General features: G+C 67.5%; 16 protein-coding genes. 9 read left to right on the forward strand and 7 right to left on the reverse strand.

The window, feature by feature from the left end:
- Positions 1 to 3: 3 nt before the first annotated feature.
- The 4 genes from ettA to NFH66_RS04770 form a co-directional block, all read right to left on the reverse strand.
- Complete coding sequence (gene ettA, locus NFH66_RS04755) at positions 4 to 1,665, reverse strand: energy-dependent translational throttle protein EttA (RefSeq protein ID WP_349608771.1); 1,662 nt, start codon at positions 1,663 to 1,665, stop codon at positions 4 to 6.
- 89 nt (positions 1,666 to 1,754) lie between these two features.
- Positions 1,755 to 1,958 (reverse strand): PA3496 family putative envelope integrity protein, encoded by a 204-nt coding sequence (locus tag NFH66_RS04760; protein WP_161431032.1) that lies wholly within the window; start codon positions 1,956 to 1,958, stop codon positions 1,755 to 1,757.
- Positions 1,959 to 2,148: 190 nt separating this feature from the next.
- Positions 2,149 to 2,583, reverse strand: a complete 435-nt coding sequence (locus NFH66_RS04765; RefSeq protein ID WP_232912348.1) for a PAS domain-containing protein — start codon at positions 2,581 to 2,583, stop codon at positions 2,149 to 2,151.
- A gap of 158 nt (positions 2,584 to 2,741) precedes the next feature.
- Positions 2,742 to 4,055, reverse strand: a complete 1,314-nt coding sequence (locus NFH66_RS04770) for an MFS transporter (RefSeq protein ID WP_349608773.1) — start codon at positions 4,053 to 4,055, stop codon at positions 2,742 to 2,744.
- 104 nt (positions 4,056 to 4,159) lie between these two features.
- On the opposite strand from NFH66_RS04770, the gene NFH66_RS04775 reads away from it, so the two are divergent.
- Positions 4,160 to 5,050 (forward strand): DMT family transporter, encoded by an 891-nt coding sequence (locus NFH66_RS04775; protein ID WP_349608774.1) that lies wholly within the window; start codon positions 4,160 to 4,162, stop codon positions 5,048 to 5,050.
- On the opposite strand, the gene NFH66_RS04780 is transcribed toward NFH66_RS04775, so the two are convergent.
- The 3 genes from NFH66_RS04780 to NFH66_RS04790 are packed head-to-tail and all read right to left on the reverse strand — an operon-like array spanning position 5,035 to position 6,360.
- Positions 5,035 to 5,382: a type II toxin-antitoxin system RelE/ParE family toxin gene (locus NFH66_RS04780; protein ID WP_349608775.1), complete on the reverse strand. Its 348-nt coding sequence runs from the start codon at positions 5,380 to 5,382 to the stop codon at positions 5,035 to 5,037. The two genes, NFH66_RS04775 and NFH66_RS04780, sit on opposite strands and share 16 nt — an antisense overlap.
- On the reverse strand, positions 5,379 to 5,642 hold the full coding sequence (locus tag NFH66_RS04785; protein ID WP_349608777.1) for a type II toxin-antitoxin system Phd/YefM family antitoxin: 264 nt from the start codon (positions 5,640 to 5,642) through the stop codon (positions 5,379 to 5,381). The genes NFH66_RS04780 and NFH66_RS04785 overlap by 4 nt, the downstream gene beginning before the upstream one ends.
- A 40-nt stretch (positions 5,643 to 5,682) precedes the next feature.
- Entirely contained in the window at positions 5,683 to 6,360 is a 678-nt protein-coding gene (locus NFH66_RS04790) for an arylesterase (RefSeq protein ID WP_349608778.1), read from the reverse strand.
- On the opposite strand from NFH66_RS04790, the gene NFH66_RS04795 reads away from it, so the two are divergent.
- From NFH66_RS04795 to NFH66_RS04830, 8 genes are all read left to right on the forward strand, one after another.
- The gene (locus tag NFH66_RS04795; protein ID WP_349608779.1) at positions 6,359 to 7,075 is read left to right on the forward strand and encodes an ABC transporter ATP-binding protein; all 717 of its coding nucleotides are present in this window, start codon (positions 6,359 to 6,361) and stop codon (positions 7,073 to 7,075) included. The two genes, NFH66_RS04790 and NFH66_RS04795, sit on opposite strands and share 2 nt — an antisense overlap.
- Positions 7,072 to 9,660 carry an ABC transporter permease gene (locus NFH66_RS04800; RefSeq protein WP_349608781.1) on the forward strand — a complete coding sequence of 863 codons (2,589 nt, stop codon included), beginning with the start codon at positions 7,072 to 7,074 and terminating at the stop codon, positions 9,658 to 9,660. Before NFH66_RS04795 ends, NFH66_RS04800 begins: the two co-directional genes overlap by 4 nt.
- A gap of 38 nt (positions 9,661 to 9,698) precedes the next feature.
- On the forward strand, positions 9,699 to 10,859 hold the full coding sequence (locus NFH66_RS04805) for a hypothetical protein (protein ID WP_349608782.1): 1,161 nt from the start codon (positions 9,699 to 9,701) through the stop codon (positions 10,857 to 10,859).
- A gap of 128 nt (positions 10,860 to 10,987) precedes the next feature.
- On the forward strand, positions 10,988 to 12,253 hold the full coding sequence (glyA, locus tag NFH66_RS04810) for a serine hydroxymethyltransferase (RefSeq protein ID WP_349608784.1): 1,266 nt from the start codon (positions 10,988 to 10,990) through the stop codon (positions 12,251 to 12,253).
- A gap of 200 nt (positions 12,254 to 12,453) precedes the next feature.
- A complete protein-coding gene (locus NFH66_RS04815) occupies positions 12,454 to 13,863 on the forward strand; it encodes an MBL fold metallo-hydrolase RNA specificity domain-containing protein (RefSeq protein ID WP_349608785.1) in 1,410 nt (469 codons plus the stop codon).
- A gap of 78 nt (positions 13,864 to 13,941) precedes the next feature.
- Positions 13,942 to 14,913 (forward strand): arsenic resistance protein, encoded by a 972-nt coding sequence (locus NFH66_RS04820; RefSeq protein ID WP_349608786.1) that lies wholly within the window; start codon positions 13,942 to 13,944, stop codon positions 14,911 to 14,913.
- Between the two features lie 197 nt (positions 14,914 to 15,110).
- Positions 15,111 to 15,704: a rhodanese-like domain-containing protein gene (locus tag NFH66_RS04825; protein WP_349611660.1), complete on the forward strand. Its 594-nt coding sequence runs from the start codon at positions 15,111 to 15,113 to the stop codon at positions 15,702 to 15,704.
- Positions 15,705 to 15,744: 40 nt separating this feature from the next.
- Entirely contained in the window at positions 15,745 to 16,233 is a 489-nt protein-coding gene (locus NFH66_RS04830; protein WP_349608788.1) for a DsrE family protein, read from the forward strand.
- Positions 16,234 to 16,254 lie beyond the last annotated feature (21 nt).

Raw genomic sequence — 16,254 nt, forward strand, 5'->3', positions numbered from 1 at the left:
CGGTCAGGCGTCGATGCGCTTGTACTTCATGCGGTGTGGGGTGTCGTCGCCGACGCGCTTCCGGTGGTCTGCCTCGTACTCGGCGTAGTTGCCCTCGAAGAACTCCACGTGGGAATCCCCCTCGAACGCCAGGATGTGCGTGGCGATCCGGTCGAGGAACCAGCGGTCGTGGGAGATCACCAGGGCGCAGCCGGGGAAGGCCAGCAGGGCCTCCTCGAGGGCGCGCAGGGTCTCGATGTCCAGATCGTTGGAGGGCTCGTCGAGCAGCAGCACGTTGGCGCCCTGCTTGAGGGTCTGGGCCAGCTGCAGGCGACCGCGCTCACCGCCGGAGAGCTCGTTGAGGCGCTTCTGCTGGTCATTGCCCTTGAAGTTGAAGCGACCCACATAGGCTCGCGAGGAGACCTCGTAGCCGTTGATATTGAGCATGTCCTGGCCGCCGGAGACCGCTTCCCACACCGTCTGCTTGTCATCCAGGGCGTCACGCAGCTGTTCGACGTAGGCGATGTCGACGGTCTCGCCGACCACCACCTCGCCGGCATCGGGCTGCTCCTTGCCGGTGATCAGCTTGAACAGCGTCGACTTGCCCGCGCCGTTGCCGCCGACGATACCGACGATGGCACCCTTGGGCACGCTGAACGAGAGGTCCTCGTAGAGCAGCTTGTCATCGAAGGCCTTGGAAACGCCGTGGAACTCGATGACCTTGTCGCCCAGGCGCGGGCCGGGCGGAATGTAGATCTCGTTGGTCTCGTTGCGCTTCTGGAAGTCGCCGGACTGCATCTCCTCGAAGCGGTTGAGGCGCGCCTTGCTCTTGGCCTGGCGGCCCTTGGCGTTGCTGCGCACCCACTCCAGCTCGTGCTTGATGGCCTTGTTCCTGGAGGCCTCCTGCTTGGCCTCCTGTTCCAGGCGCTTCTCCTTGGCCGCAAGCCAGCCCGAGTAGTTGCCCTCGAAGGGGATGCCCTGGCCGCGGTCGAGCTCGAGGATCCAGCCGGCCACGTTATCGAGGAAGTAGCGGTCGTGGGTGATCGCCACCACGGTGCCGCTGTAGTCGTGCAGGAAGCGCTCCAGCCAGGCCACGGATTCGGCATCCAGGTGGTTGGTGGGCTCGTCGAGCAGCAGCATGTCGGGGCTGGAGAGCAGCAGGCGGCAGAGTGCCACGCGGCGCCGCTCACCACCGGAGAGGTTGCCCACGCGGGCCTCCCAGGGCGGCAGGCGCAGGGCCTCGGCGGCCACCTCCAGCTTGCGGTCCAGGTTGTGGGCGTCGGAGGCCTCGATGATGTTCTCGAGACGCGCCTGTTCGCTGGCCAGGGCATCGAAGTCGGCGTCCGGCTCGGCATAGGCGGCGTAGACCGCATCGAGCTTCTCCTGGGCGTCCTTGATCTCGCCCAGGGCCTCTTCCACGGTCTCGCGGACGTTCTTGTCGTCGTCGAGCTGCGGCTCCTGGGGCAGGTAGCCGACATTGATGCCCGGCATGGGGCGTGCCTCGCCCTCGAACTCGGTGTCGACGCCGGCCATGATGCGCAGCAGGGTCGACTTGCCCGCGCCGTTGAGGCCCAGCACGCCGATCTTCGCGCCCGGGAAGAAGGAGAGGGAGATATCCTTGAGGATCTGCTTCTTGGGGGGCACGACCTTGCCCACCCGGTTCATGGTGTAGACGTATTGCGCCATGGAGTTCCACTTGGTTGAAGGATTGGCTGACCCAAGGATGATAGAGCCCGCAACTGGCAAAGGCTAGCCACCCGCCCCCTCCGGCGGGGCTACTCCTCTTCGTCGATGGCCCAGTCATCCTCGATGGCGCGGCGCAGCCGGCGCTCCTCGAGCAGCGCCTCCACGCGGCGGCGGGCGCGCAGGGTATCGGCACGACTGGAAGCGCGGGGGCGCGCGTAGTCGTCATCGTTCATGGCGTCGGAGAGTTCCTGGTCGTCATCGTATCCAGGATCGAGAAGGTGTTCACGGCCCATGTGGTGTTCCTCCCATGGCCAGTGGTCGACGGGCGTCGACCGCTTACGTATCGCTTCTCATCCCCTGTGCGTCTGTGGAATCCGAAGCGCCCAGGCAACGGGGTTGCCTGGGCGCTGTATATATGCAACGCGCGAGGAGTACAAGCCCCTCGCGTGAATTTCCTGATTTACCTCACGCCTGTCGCCGGGCTCACTCCAGGCCGTGCTCGGCCTTGAGGCGCTCCAGCTCCTGCTGGGCCTCGACCCGCTCGGTGACATCCTTCTGCACGCCGATGTAGTAGGTGAGGTTGTCGTCGTCGTCATGCACCGGCGTGATCGAGAGCTCGTTGTAGAACAGGGTGCCGTCCTTGCGGTAGTTGCGCAGCACTGTGCGGCAGGGCCGTCCCTCGGCCAGCGCCTTGCGGATGGCCACCAGGCCCTCCTGATCGCGGTCGTCGTTCTGCAGGAAGCGGCAGTCCTGGTAGAGGATCTCGTCGGCGCTGTAGCCGGTCAGACGCTCGAAGCCCTGGTTGACGTAGATCAGGATGTTCTCGTCGCCCTCCTGTTCGGCGACCACGATGCCGTCCTCCGAGGCGTCGATGATGCGCTCGAGCAGGTCCGGGCTGATCAGTGGGGATCGTTTCATATCGGGTGTTCCATTATGGGCGTTCCTGTCGCGGATCCGGTCCTGGCCGCCTGGGTGACGACGTGCGTATTGCACTCGATTGTGCCAGATAGCATGGCCAGTAGCCGGCGGGATTTCAACGCGACCCAAGGCTCGTCGCCGATAGCCGTCGCAGTCGGTCACTCCACCTCGGGAAGCCGGCTGGCGCTGGCGGCGGCGGCCAGCGCCATGCCGGCGAGCACCACCAGCAAGGCGGGGCTGCCCAGCCACTGGCCAAGGGCGCCGACCGCGCCGCCCACCACCAGCAGCAGCACCCCGGTGATGGTGTTGGAGAGCGCCACGTAGAGGGCGCGGTTGTCGCCACCGGCCATGTCGACCACATAGGTCTTGCGGCCCAGGCGAACGCCAGCGTGGACGATCACCAGCAGCGCATAGACCAGCGCATAGGGCCAGACCGTCTGGGTCCAGCCGCCCGGCAGCCAGGCGATGGCGGCGCCGAGCAGGCAGCATGCCGCCGCCCCCAGGCCGGCGTCACGCATCACCCGCCGGCTCGAGGTGTCGGCGCGCTTGCCCCATACCGGGCTTGCCAGCATGCCGGCGAGCCCCGAGACCACGATCAGCACCCCCAGGCCGCCCAGTTCGGTACCGCTCTGCTGCTGGCCGAGCAGTGCTACCCAGGGCAGTGCCAGGGCGCTGGCGAGCAGCAGGGTGCGGGAGACGTTGAAGTGCAGGAAGGCGCGATCCTCGCGCAGCAGGCGTAGGCCCAGCTTGATGCTGTCCCAGGCGTTCTCGCCGCCTTCGACCGCTCCGGGAGCCTCGCGGATGCGCGCCGCGCACAGGGCATTCAGCGCCCAGCCCAGCGCCGCCACCCCGAGCAGCACGGCCAGCGCGATCTCGCCAGGGCGATCCTCGAAGAGCATCAGTACGCCGCCGGCGGCCAGGGTCACGGCCCCCGCTACGCTGCCGCTCCAGCCCATCAGGGTGCCGCGGCGCTGCTTGGCGATGGTCTTGCCCAGCACGTCCTTGGTGGCGATGGAGGAGAGCCCCCGGGCCAGCGAGAGTGCCACCAGGGCGACGAGTACCAGGCCCCCGCCGACGGCGCCTGCGCCGAACAGCGCGAGCAGGGCCAGCACCGCGGCGGCGGCGGCCTGGAGCAGTCCGCCGGCCACCCACACCCACTTGCGCTGTGGCTTGAGGCGGATGAAGCCGGCCACGAACAGCTGCGGCAGCAGGGCGCCGGATTCGCGGATCGGCACCAGCAGGCCCACCATCCACAGCGGTGCACCGATCACCCCCAGCAGCCAGGGCAGCACCAGGCGTGCGCTGGATAGCTCGTCGGCCAGCTTGTTGCCCAGCGAGGCGACCAGGTGCAGGAAGAAGCTGCGCGGCTGCTCGTCGCAGGCCTCGTCGGGAATGTCCTTGCACATCCGGCTGTCGTCGTCGCCGGTCAGCCACTCGTAGAGGCGGCGCTGGCTGATCTCGGGTGCGGCCATGGGGGCTCCTCGCTGGTAGGATGGGCCCCCTATTGTCGCGACAGGGAGGCCGCCGTGTCACCTATAAGACTTCTCGACTGCACCAGCCACCGTAGGCCGGCCTCATGACCCGCGATGGCCAGGCAATGCTTTACGGCCTCGGCGCGGTGGCGCTGTGGTCCACCGTGGCCACCGCCTTCAAGGTGGCGCTGGGGTACATGAGCCCGCTTGCGCTGATGTGGCTAGCCTCGCTGGTCTCCTGGGCGCTGATCGGCGTGCTGGTGACCCGCCAGGGGCTGCTGGGCCAGGCGCTACGCCACGGCTGGCGCACCGCCGCCTGGGCGGGGCTGATGAACCCGGTGGCCTATTACCTGGTGCTGTTCGGCGCCTATGACCGCCTGCCGGGCCAGGAAGCCATGGCGCTCAACTACACCTGGGCGCTGGCCATGGCCTTCCTGGCCGTTCCGATCCTCGGTCAGCGGCTGACCCGCATGGACGTCGCGGCCGGGCTGATCGCCTATGCAGGGGTGTGGGTGATTGCCACCCGCGGCGCGGTGTTCGACGTGGCCTTCGCCGACCCGCTCGGCGTGGGCATGGCGCTGGCCTCGACGCTGATCTGGGCGCTCTACTGGCTGCTCAACGCCCGCGACCACCGCCCGCCGCTGGTGGCCCAGTGGCAGAACTTCAGCGTCGGGGTGCCGGTGCTCACGGCGTTGTTGCTGGCCGGGCCGGGTCTGGCGTGGCACGGCTGGCCGGCGCTGGGCGCCGGGATCTACGTGGGGCTGTTCGAGATGGGCATCGCCTTCGTGCTGTGGCAGCTGGCCGTGCACGGAGTGTCGCGCACGGCCAAGGTCTCCAATCTGATCTTCCTGTCGCCACCGGTGTCGCTGCTGTTGCTTTACCTGGTGGTGGGCGAGCCGATCCTCGCCTCGACGCTGGTCGGCCTGGTGCTGATCCTCGCCGGGTTGGGACTGCAGCAGTGGCAGAAGGCGCCGGTGCCTCAGGAGAGCAGCTGATACTCGAAGAGCAACTGCTTGAAGTCCTGGCGCTGGTGGCAGAAGAGGTAGATCGAGACCTGGCCCTGCTCGGGCCAGTATCGATAGATGACGCGATAGCCCTCGATCAGCAGCTCGTGGTACTGGCTGATGCCGAGTTCCAGGGCCAGCCGGCAAGTCGGGTAGATGCCGGGCTGCTCGGAGAGTCGTTGCAGGGCGCCAGCGACGAGTCGCTGGGTGTAGGCGTGCGCCTCCGCTGGTGCCCACTGCTGATGATCGATCAGGGAGTGACGACAGCTGCGCAGCGACCGCAGCGCAGTATCCTCGAGGGTGACGGGCAGGCGAGGGGTCACAGCGTTTCGCCCAGCTCGTCCCTTTCATCTTCCTTCAGCTGGGCCATGAATTCGTCGGCGCTCATGGTTTTGCCCTCCTCGCGGCTCTTCTCGCCCAGGCTCAGCAGCTTGAGCAGAGCGATGGCCTGCTCGCGGCGCTCATGGGCGGCGTAGGACTCCACCACGTAGGTAGGCTTGCCCTTCTGGGTGATGACCAGGGGCTCCTGGACATCCAGGGTGGCGGCATTCTGCTTGAGGTAGCTGATGGTTTCCGTGCGCATGACGGTTCCCCGCAGAGGATGGTGGACCAATTTTAGTCCATCAATGGTCTTCCTGCGAGCCACTGGCGAGTGCCAGACCGTTCTCCTCGAGCAGGGGCGCGAGTTCGGACCACACCGTGTCGAGGATCATCGGCTGGGCGGCGGCGGTGGGATGGATGCCGTCGTCCTGCATCAGGTTGGCGTCAAGCGCCACGCCCTCGAGCAGGAAGGGCACCAGCGGTAGCTCGAAGTCGTCGGCCAGGCGGCGGTAGACCCCGGTGAAGGCATCGCGGTAGGCGCGTCCATAATTGGGTGGGATATCGATGCCCAGCAGCAGCACCTCGGCCCCCGCGGCCTGGCTGGCCTCGATCATGCGCCGCATGTTGGCCTCGAACTGGCCGGGCGGCAGGCCACGCAGGCCGTCGTTGCCGCCGAGCTCGAGAAGAACGATGTCGGGAGCATGCTGTCCGAGAAGCCCGGGAAAACGACTGGCCCCGCCGCTGGAGGTCTCGCCGCTGATGCTGGCGTTGATCACGCGCGCCTTCCCGTCCAGTCGCGCCTGGAGCAGACTGACCCAGCCCCGGTCGGCCTCGATGCCGTAAGCGGCACTCAGGCTGTCGCCCATCACCAGCAGGGTGGGGCGTCCGTCGGACGACACCGGACCCGCGCCCAGTGCAAGCGTCAGGGCCAGCAGCCAGCCCAGGGTCCAATGCCATGTCACCTCAGGGAGTCCCTTCATGAATGCTACCTCTCGCAAGGATACGACGCCGATTCTACACGCCGAGCAGCTGAGCAAGCAGGTTATCAGCGGCGAGCGGCGGCTCACCATCCTGAGCGACCTGGCGATCTCGGTGTTCCCCGGCGAGACGGTGGCGATCCTTGGCCAGAGCGGCGCCGGCAAGTCGACCCTGCTGGGGCTGCTGGCCGGGCTCGACCTGCCCACCGCCGGCGACCTCGAGATGTTCGGCCATCGGCTCGCCGACCTCGACGAGGATGGCCGGGCGCGGCTGCGCGCCGGCCGCGTGGGCTTCGTGTTCCAGAACTTCCAACTGCTGCCAACCCTCACCGCCTTGGAGAACGTGCTGCTGCCGCTGGAGCTCTCGCCGCGCTCCGACAGCGAGCAGCAGGCTCGGGAGTGGCTTACGCGGGTGGGCCTGAGCGAGCGTCTCGACCACCTGCCCAAGCAGCTCTCCGGCGGCGAACAGCAGCGCGTGGCCCTGGCGCGGGCCTTTGTCACCGGCGCCGAGCTGGTGTTCGCCGACGAACCCACCGGCAACCTCGACCCCGACACCGGTGAGCGCATCATCGACGCCCTGTTCTCGCTCAATCGCGAGGCGGGCACCACCCTGGTGCTGGTTACCCATGATCACGCCCTGGCACGACGCTGCGACCGTTGCCTGCGCCTGGCGCATGGCCGCCTGGAGGAGTTGCAGCTCGATGAGGTGAGCGCATGAGCCTCTCGGTCCTGCGCCTGGCGCGCTTCTCGGCCCGGGGGCTCGCCCGCGACCTGCGCGCCCCCGACGTGCGTGCGCTGTTCGTGGCACTCGCCCTGGCGGTTGCCGCCTCCACCATGATCGGCTTCTTCCTCGACCGCCTGGACCGCGGCCTGAGCCGTCAGGCCAGCCAGCTGCTGGGCGGCGACCTGGTGCTGGAGCAGGGGAGGCCCTTCGCGAGTGAGCTGCGTGCCACTCTCGAGGAAGCGGGCCTGGTGCTCAGCGATCAGGTGGACATGGTCTCCATGGCCAGCCTGGGGGACGCCTTCCAGCCTGCCAGCCTCAAGGTAGTGGATGGACGCTATCCGCTCTATGGCGGGGTACACGTCGACCTGGGGGAGGGCGTCGAGGTGGTGGCCAGGGGGCCGGCCCCCGGCGAGGTGTGGCTGGCGCCGCGCCTGGCGCTGCTACTCGAGGCCGAGATCGGCGACCGCGTGCGCCTGGGCGAGAGCGAGCTGCTCGTCGCCGGGCTGGTGGAGCGCGAGCCCGACCAGTCCGCGGGCTTCGGCAGCTTCAATCCGCGGCTGATGATGCATCGCGACGACATGGAGGCCACCGAGCTGGTTCAGGATGGCTCGCGGGTGGAGTTCGAGCTGCTGGCCGCCGGGCCGCCGGACATCCTCGATGACCTGGCGCCGCTGCTGGAGCGCTTGCGTCGCGATGGCGTGGAGGTCCGCGACGTGCGCCGTGACCGCCCCGGGCTCGGCAGCGCCCTGGAGCGCGCCGAGCGCTACCTGAGCCTGGCGGGGCTCGCCGCCGTGCTGCTGGCCGGGGTGGCGGTGGCGATGTCCACCCGCCGCTATGTCGACCGCCACCTGGATACCGCCGCGCTGCTGCGCTGCTTCGGCGCTACCCAGGGCGAGCTGACCCGGCTGTTCGGCCTGCAGCTGCTGTGGCTGGCATTGGCGGCCTCGGTGCTGGGGGCGCTGCTGGGCCTGGCCGGTCAGGCCGTGCTGCTGGCGTTGCTGACGGCGTTGTTGCCCATGGAGCTACCGGCCCCGGGCATGTTGCCGCTGTGGCTCGGGGTGTTCACCGCCTTGGCGGTGCTGGTGGGTTTCGCCGGGCCAACCCTGCTGCGTCTCAAGAGGGTCAGCGCCCTCAAGGTGTTGCGCCGCGAGCTCGACCCGCTACCGGTTGCGGCCTGGCTGGTGGTGGCGGTGGCCAGCGGTGCCTTCGGCGGGCTGCTGTGGCTCTACTCCGGTGACCTGGCCCTGGCGCTGGGGCTACTGCTGGGTGGCCTGGGGATGCTGGTGGTGTTGTGGGGGCTGGGTTCGTTGCTGCTCGGCGGCGTACTGCGCCTGGCCGGGCGCCTGCCGCGTGACGGGGCACAGGCAGGCATCTGTCAGGTGCTGCGGCTGGGCGGTGCCCAGCTGGCACGCCGACGCACCGCGAGTCTCGGCCAGCTGCTGGCCTTCGCCGTGACCTTCTTCGCCATGGCGATGATCGCCCTGGTGCGAGGCGACCTGCTGTCGACCTGGCAGACGCAGCTGCCCGCGGACACACCCAACACCTTCGCCATCAATATCCAACCCCACGAGCGCGACGCCTTCGAAGCCTCGCTCAGCGGTGCCGCCGATGCGCGCAGCGCCCTCTATCCCATGGTGCGTGGACGCATCACCGCCATCAATGGCATGGTGCCGCGCGAGGCGGTGCCCGCGGAGGCGCGCGGCGACAACGCCCTGCGTCGCGAGCTCAACCTCACCTGGCGCGAGACGCTGCCCGAGGGCAATCGCCTGGTGGCGGGGGAGTGGTTCGATGCGGCGCAGGGTGCCGAATCCGGCGGCTGGTACGATGAGGTGGCCGCCGAGTCCGGCACGCAGCGCGCTGCCGAGCGGGTGCCGATCTCCATGGAGGACGGCCTGGCCGAGCGCTTCGGCTTGGCGCTGGGCGACACCCTGACCTTCACCATCGGCGCCGCCGACGTGGTCGGTGAGGTGACCAGTCTGCGCGACCTCGACTGGGACAGCTTCCGTCCCAACTTCTTCATCATCTTCCCGCCCGGCGTGCTGGAGCGCTTCGGTCACAGCTATATCACCGCCTTCCACCTCGGCGAGGCGGAGCGCGAGGTGCAGCGCAACCTGGTGCGCGACTTTCCCGGCGTCACCCTGCTCAACGTCGACGCCATCCTCGCCCAGGTGCGCGACCTGCTTGCCCGGGTGACCCGTGCCGTGGAGGTGGTGCTGGCCTTCGTGCTGCTGGCCGGAGTCAGCGTGCTGTATGCGGCGCTGACCGCCAGCCGTCCGGTGCGCGCCCACGAGAGCGGCCTGCTGCGCGTCTTCGGCGCCAGCAATCGGCTGCTTTCCCGGGTGCAGGGTGCCGAGTTCGCTATCCTCGGTCTGGCCAGCGGCCTGATGGGGGCGCTGCTCGCCGAGCTGGCCAGTGCCGCGCTCTACCTGGCCTGGCTCGATTTGGCTCCGCGCCTGCACCTGTGGCTGTGGTTGGTGTTGCCACTGGGCGGAGCGTTGCTGATCGGTGCCATCGGCCACCTGCTCTCCCGGGGCCTGCGCCGTCAGGCTCCGGCGACGAGCCTGGACCTGCTGGGCTAGACTGCTGCCAATCCCATGATCACACAGGAGGTGATCCCATGCGTTTCCCGAATCCTGTCCTGTCACGCCTGGCACTGCCCCTGGCGCTTTCCCTGCTGGTCAGTGCCCCGGCATTCGCCGATGCCGAGCGCCTCGAGAGCGACCTGCGGGCGCTGGTTGCCAAGCATGGCGAGCTCTCCATCGGCGACCTCTCCACCTCGCTGCTGGGGGGAGAGACCCGCGCCGAGGATCTGCGTTTCGAGAGCCTTGATGGCGAGATATTGCTGATCGAACGTTATGTGGTAGAGGGGGACTACGAGCATCCGGATACTGTCACTCTCGAGGGCATCCGTGTTGAAGGCATCGAGCTGGAGGACGCCCCCCAGGAGCTCGAGGTTGACCTGCTGCTGAGCATCGGCAGCATCGTGGTGGAGGCGCCCGGCAGTGCCGTGCCGCCGCTCGACGACGAGACGCTGGCGGAGGAGTGGCTCGATGTGATGACCCTCACTGAGCTCAGCCTGGAGCACCCCGAGGGGATGCTCGCCTCCCTGGCCAGTCTCGACCTGGATGGCGACTTCGAGGAGGGCCAGGGCGGGCTTGCCCTCGAGGCCCTGGCGGTCGACCTGGACCGGCTGATCACGCTCTCCCCCGAGGAGGAGCGCACCCGCCTGCGCATGGCCAGCAATGTGCTCACCGACGGCAGCGGCCAGCTGCACCTGGATGCCGGTTTCGATGCCCGCTGGGAGCCCGAGGACGAGCAGACGGGACGGCTGTTCAGTGACGGTGAGCTGACCCTGCGCGATGCCCTGGTCATGGCGATCGACCTTGAGAGTCTGCTGGCCCTGCCCGAAGGAGCGGAGGTCGCCACGCTTCTGGCCGACGGGACGCTGCTGGAGGAGGCGGCCCTGGGTGGCGGCCAGTTCGAGCTGCGTCTCACCGAGCGGGGGCTCTTCGCCCGGTTGGCGACCCTGGGCGCCACCATGGAGGGGATCAGCAAGGCCCAGTATCTCGAGCAGGCGCGTACCCAGGCCGAGGGTTTCGGAATGATGTTCGGTCCCCAGGTGCGCGACCTGCTCAACGGCCTGGTCGACCTCATGGCCGGCGGCGCCGAGGAGTTGGTGGTCACCTTCGACTTGCCCGCCGAGGAGCGTCTCGAAGGCTTCGCCGAGGATCCCCTGGCACTGCCTGAACGGTTCGCCATGCAGGTGGAGACACGCTGAGTCCGGTAGCCTGCCGTGAAGATGAGCGAGCCGCGGGCGACGATGACACCGATTCATGTGAAAGGTGCGGGGGGCTGGGGTATCATGCCGTGACTCACCTTACCCCCGTGATATGAGGTTTTGCGCCGATGTTCAGCCGTGATATGACGATTGCCGGTTTCGATGACGTCCTCTTTGATGCCATGCAAAAGGAAGTGCAGCGCCAGGAGGCCCATATCGAGCTGATCGCTTCCGAGAACTACGCAAGCCCTCGGGTGATGGAAGCCCAGGGCAGCCAGTTGACCAACAAGTACGCAGAAGGCTATCCCGGCAAGCGGTATTACGGCGGCTGTGAGTACGTTGATGTCGTCGAGCAGCTGGCCATCGATTATGCCAAGGAGCTGTTCGGCGCCACCTACGCCAACGTCCAGCCCCACTCCGGCTCCCAGGCCAACGGCGCCGTTTTCCAGGCGTTGGTCAAGCCCGGCGACACCGTGCTCGGCATGAGCCTCGACGCCGGTGGCCACCTTACCCATGGCGCCAAGCCCAACTTCTCCGGCAAGCACTACAACGCCGTGCAGTATGGCATCGACGAGAGCGGTCGTATTGACTACGCCGAGGTGGCCAAGCTCGCCCGCGAGCACCGGCCGAAGATGATCATCGCCGGCTTCTCCGCCTACTCCCAGGTAATCGACTGGGCCAAGTTTCGCGAGATTGCCGACGAGGTGGGCGCCTACCTGCTGGTCGACATGGCCCACGTGGCCGGCCTGGTGGCTGCCGGTGTCTACCCGACTCCGCTGCCCCACGCCCACGTGGTGACCACCACCACCCACAAGACCCTGCGTGGCCCGCGTGGCGGCCTGATCCTCTCCAGCGAGGGTGACGAGGCCATGGAGAAGAAGCTGCAGTCCGCAGTCTTCCCGGGCATCCAGGGCGGCCCGCTGGAGCATGTCATCGCCGCCAAGGCGATCTGTTTCAAGGAAGCCATGGCCCCCGAGTTCAAGGCTTACCAGCAGCAGGTGGTCAAGAACGCCCAGACGATGGCCTCGGTGTTCCTCGAGCGCGGCTATGATGTCGTCTCCGGCGGCACCGAGGACCACCTCTTCCTGCTGTCGTTGATCAAGCAGGAGCTGACCGGCAAGGATGCGGACGCTGCCCTGGGCCGCGCCCATATCACCGTCAACAAGAACGCCGTGCCCGGTGATCCGCAGAGCCCCTTCGTCACTTCCGGCCTGCGCATCGGCACCCCGGCGGTGACCACTCGCGGCTTCGGCGAGGGCGAGTGTCGCGATCTGGCCGGCTGGATCTGCGATATCCTCGACGTGATGGCGAAGGGCGAGGATTCCGCCGCCATCGAGGCCGAGGTCAAGGCCAAGGTCGAGGCCGTCTGCGCCGAGTTCCCGGTCTACCGCTGATCACCGGTTGGCAGATGCCTGACGGCGTTTGCCTGGGATGAGAGAAGTGGAGTACGCCCCGCGCCGTGGGAACGGCGCGGGGCGTACTCGTTATGGCCACGGGTCTCGCTTAATATGGCTTGCCTTCGGTGGCGCAGCCTCGTTCCTGATCCATTATGCTGAAAGTGGTGGAAATACATCTGGTCAAGGAGTGCACCACCATGTCGACACTGACGTTTCTGGGCGCGGTGGGAGAAGTCACCGGATCTCGCTACCTGCTCGAGGTGGATGGCGAGAAGGGGCTCCACCGGCTGCTGCTGGAGTGTGGCCTTCGCCAGGGCGGGGCGGACGCCGACCGCGCCAACGAGAAGCCCTTCGGCAAGCTGGTGACGGAGCTCGAGGCGGTGGTGCTCTCCCACGGCCACCTGGATCACTCGGGCCTGCTGCCCAAGCTGGTGCGAGAGGGCTATCGAGGCCCCATCCACTGCACCCGCGGCACCCGCGACCTGTTGGAGATCATGCTCCAGGACGCGGCCTTCGTGATGGCCAAGGACATCGAGTGGGAGAACAAGTGGCGCCATCGGCACGGCAAGCCCCTGGTGGAGCCACTCTACGCTCTCGACGACGTGGTGCAGACGTTGGCCCAGTGTGTCTCCCACCCCTACGGCCAACCGGTCAACCTGCCCGGCGGCGTGACCCTGGTGTTCCGCGACGCCGGCCATATCCTCGGCTCGGCGATCGTCGAGCTCAAGGTGCCCTCCGGCGGCCAGGAGAAGCACCTGGTGTTCTCCGGCGATCTCGGTAACCCCTGTTCGGTGCTGATGAAGGATCCCGAGAAGCTCTATGAGGCCGATCTGGTACTGATGGAGAGCACCTACGGCGATCGTGACCATCGGCCCCTGGAAGAGACGATCGAGGAGTTCGCCAGCGTGCTGGAGGAGGCCCACGCCGCCGGCGGCAACGTGCTGATCCCCGCCTTCGCGGTGGGGCGCAGCCAGGAGATCCTCTACCACCTGAGCATGCTCTACCACGAGGGACGCCTGCGCCAGCAACTGGTGTTCCTCGACAGTCCCATGGCGATCAAGGTCACCGAGCTCTACCACCGGGCGCGCAAGGCGCTGGACCCCGAGGACCTCAAGGTGCTCAACAAGGCCGCCAGCGGTGACCCCGGCCAGTACCTCCCGGTGCTGCGCATGACCCGCACGGTGGAAGAATCCATGGCCATCAACCGCATCCACGGTGGGGCGATCATCATCGCCGGCGCTGGCATGTGCAACGGCGGGCGTATCGTCCACCACTTCCGCTACAACCTCGAAAGGCCCGCCACCCGCCTGGTGATCGTCGGCTTCCAGGCCGGCGGTACCATCGGCCGCCAGATCGTCGACGGCGCCGAGCATATCCGCGTCCTCGGTCAGGACCTGGCGGTCAAGGCCAAGGTGCACACCATTGGCGGTTTCTCCGCCCACGCCGGGCAGAGCCAACTGATCGGCTGGGCCGGGGCCTTCCGCAACCGTCCTCGCTTCTACCTGGTCCACGGCGAGCCCGAGACCCAGAAGGTGCTCCAGGCGGCCCTGGCCGAGAGCGAGATCGCGGCGGAGATACCGGCGTACGGCGAGCGTATCGAGCTGTAGCGCCGCGACATCCTGTCCTCTTGCCGTTGTGTCGTCCCGCGGGCAGCGTAATGGCATCGAGGAGCGGGAGGGGCAGGCATGATGAGGGTGATTCAGGCATTGACGCGCCATCTGGTGGTGGCGATTCCGGCGGCCCTGCTGCTGGGGCTGGCGTTCGGGGCCTTGGCGCCGGTGGCCTGGCTCTCGACGTTGGTGATACCGCTGACGCTGCTGATGATCTACCCGATGATGGTCAACCTGCGCCTGCGTGAGCTGCTGACGGGCGGCGATGGCCGTGCCCAGGGGCTGGCTCAACTGATCAACTTTGCTGTGATCCCCTTCGTGGCCTTCGGGCTGGGTGCCTGGTGGTTCGCGGATGCGCCTTACTTGGCGCTGGGGCTGCTGCTGGCCGCACTGCTGCCGACCAGCGGCATGACCATCTCCTGGACCGGCTTTGCCAAAGGCAACCTGCCCGCGGCGGTGAAGATGACGGTGGTCGGGTTGATCCTGGGTTCGCTGGCCACGCCGCTCTACGTGAAGTGGCTGATGGGGGCGGCGATCCCGGTGGATCTGGTGGCGGTGTTCCGCCAGATCATCCTGGTGGTGGGCATTCCCATGCTGGCCGGCCAGCTGACGCGACACCTCCTGGTCAAGCGCCATGGCGCCGAGGGCTTCCGCAAGCAGTGGGCGCCGCGCTTTCCGCCGCTCTCTACCCTGGGGGTGCTGGGGATCGTCTTCGTGGCCATGGCGCTCAAGGCCGATGACCTGCTGGCAAGCCCGGGGCTGCTGCTGCAGATCGCGCTGCCGCTGCTGATCCTCTATGCCGTCAACTACCTGCTCAGCACCCTGGTGGCCCGGGCCTGGCTGTCGCGAGGCGACGGCATCGCCCTGGTCTACGGCACGGTGATGCGCAACCTTTCCATTGCTCTGGCACTGGCGATGAACGCCTTCGGCGAGGCGGGCACCGATGCCGCCCTGCTGATCGCCCTGGCCTACATCATCCAGGTGCAGTCCGCGGCCTGGTACGTGAAGCTCACCGACCGACTGTTCGGGCCACCGGCGACGGCGTAGGCCCAGGCCCAGGCCCGCTACGGCTGCCGGCACGCGCGATCCATCCTGCCTCCATCCTGCCAGTCGTATGGCGCCTGGATCGAGGTGACTTGACCCATATCAAGGTGCGGCCAGATGCCCCATGGCAAAGCGGCCCGAGTGGACTATCCTTCAATTACGCTTAATTTGTAATTAGCTTAGAGGGTTTTGTTATGAAAATGGCGTTGAAGGATCTTCTGGCCTCGACCGCCCTGGCGGCGCTGCTCGCGGCGGGCCCGGCCCTGGCCGAGGAGGCCGCGGCCTATCGCGAGACCCAGCTGGGGCTCTACGTCAATGCCGCCGAGGCCTGGGAGCTGATGCAGGAGAACGAGCGAGCGGTGCTGATCGACGTGCGCGATCCCGTCGAGATCAAGTTCACCGGCTTCGCCGAGCCCACCGATATCCATGTGCCCTGGGTGCTCGCCGACCGCGACGGTTTCGACGCCGAGGCCAGGACCTGGCCCATGGTCAAGAACCCCGACTTCGCCGAGCAGATGCGTGCCGAACTGGAGGCGCTGGGCGTGGCCGAGGATGACCCGATCATCGTCATGTGTCGCTCCGGCTCCACCCGCAGCGCGCCTGCCGCCGACGCCATCGCCGAGATGGGCTTCAGTGAGGTCTACTCGGTCACCGATGGCTTCGAGGGGGGCAAGCTCGAGGAAGGTGACTCCAAGGGGGTGCGGGCGGTCAATGGCTGGCGTAACTCCGGACTGCCCTGGAGCTACGAGGTCGACCCCGATGTGGCCTGGCGCCCGGCGCAGTTACGACGCTGAGTCGGTTTCCTTCACTACCCAATGACAGCGAGGTGATTGTATGAGCATCAAGACGACCCTGAGTGCGGCGCTGGCCGCCGGAACCCTGGCCGCGGGCGGTGCCGCCCTGGCCGACAGCCATGGCGGCGAGGCCGAGGATGGCCAGGCCATGGACGACAAGGCGCTGATGATCCTGACCAGTGGCTCTCTGGAGACCCAGGGCATGGCGATGATCCTGGCCAACGCCATGCAGCAGCAGGGCACCGACCTGCAGCTGCTGCTCTGCGACCAGGCCGGTGACCTGGCGGTGGAGGGCTACCAGAGTGCCCAGCCGATCAACACTCCGCCGAGCAACCCCGCCGGTCAGGTGACGCCCGAGGGCATCATGCAGATGCTGATGAGCAAGGGGGCCCAGGTGGACGTCTGTGCCATCTACCTGCCCAACCGCGACTATGGTGAAGAGGCACTGCGCGAAGGGGTCGGCATCGCCGCACCGGGCCCGATCGCCGAGCTGATGCGTGATCCGGCCGTGCCGGTCTTCCATTTCTGAACCGACCCATCGAGGAGCATG

This window comes from Halomonas sp. H10-9-1 (assembly GCF_040147005.1).
In the GTDB taxonomy this organism is placed as follows: domain Bacteria; phylum Pseudomonadota; class Gammaproteobacteria; order Pseudomonadales; family Halomonadaceae; genus Halomonas.

Excerpts from the sequence above, each read along its gene's own strand:
- ettA (WP_349608771.1), bottom strand. The coding sequence starts at position 1,665 with ATGGCGCAATACGTCTACACCATGAACCGGGTGGGCAAGGTCGTGCCC.
- NFH66_RS04760 (WP_161431032.1), bottom strand. The coding sequence starts at position 1,958 with ATGGGCCGTGAACACCTTCTCGATCCTGGATACGATGACGACCAGGAA.
- NFH66_RS04765 (WP_232912348.1), bottom strand. The coding sequence starts at position 2,583 with ATGAAACGATCCCCACTGATCAGCCCGGACCTGCTCGAGCGCATCATC.
- NFH66_RS04770 (WP_349608773.1), bottom strand. The coding sequence starts at position 4,055 with ATGGCCGCACCCGAGATCAGCCAGCGCCGCCTCTACGAGTGGCTGACC.
- NFH66_RS04775 (WP_349608774.1), top strand. The coding sequence starts at position 4,160 with ATGACCCGCGATGGCCAGGCAATGCTTTACGGCCTCGGCGCGGTGGCG.
- NFH66_RS04785 (WP_349608777.1), bottom strand. The coding sequence starts at position 5,642 with ATGCGCACGGAAACCATCAGCTACCTCAAGCAGAATGCCGCCACCCTG.
- NFH66_RS04795 (WP_349608779.1), top strand. The coding sequence starts at position 6,359 with ATGAATGCTACCTCTCGCAAGGATACGACGCCGATTCTACACGCCGAG.
- NFH66_RS04790 (WP_349608778.1), bottom strand. The coding sequence starts at position 6,360 with ATGAAGGGACTCCCTGAGGTGACATGGCATTGGACCCTGGGCTGGCTG.
- NFH66_RS04800 (WP_349608781.1), top strand. The coding sequence starts at position 7,072 with ATGAGCCTCTCGGTCCTGCGCCTGGCGCGCTTCTCGGCCCGGGGGCTC.
- NFH66_RS04805 (WP_349608782.1), top strand. The coding sequence starts at position 9,699 with ATGCGTTTCCCGAATCCTGTCCTGTCACGCCTGGCACTGCCCCTGGCG.
- glyA (WP_349608784.1), top strand. The coding sequence starts at position 10,988 with ATGTTCAGCCGTGATATGACGATTGCCGGTTTCGATGACGTCCTCTTT.
- NFH66_RS04815 (WP_349608785.1), top strand. The coding sequence starts at position 12,454 with ATGTCGACACTGACGTTTCTGGGCGCGGTGGGAGAAGTCACCGGATCT.
- NFH66_RS04820 (WP_349608786.1), top strand. The coding sequence starts at position 13,942 with ATGATGAGGGTGATTCAGGCATTGACGCGCCATCTGGTGGTGGCGATT.
- NFH66_RS04825 (WP_349611660.1), top strand. The coding sequence starts at position 15,111 with ATGGCGTTGAAGGATCTTCTGGCCTCGACCGCCCTGGCGGCGCTGCTC.
- NFH66_RS04830 (WP_349608788.1), top strand. The coding sequence starts at position 15,745 with ATGAGCATCAAGACGACCCTGAGTGCGGCGCTGGCCGCCGGAACCCTG.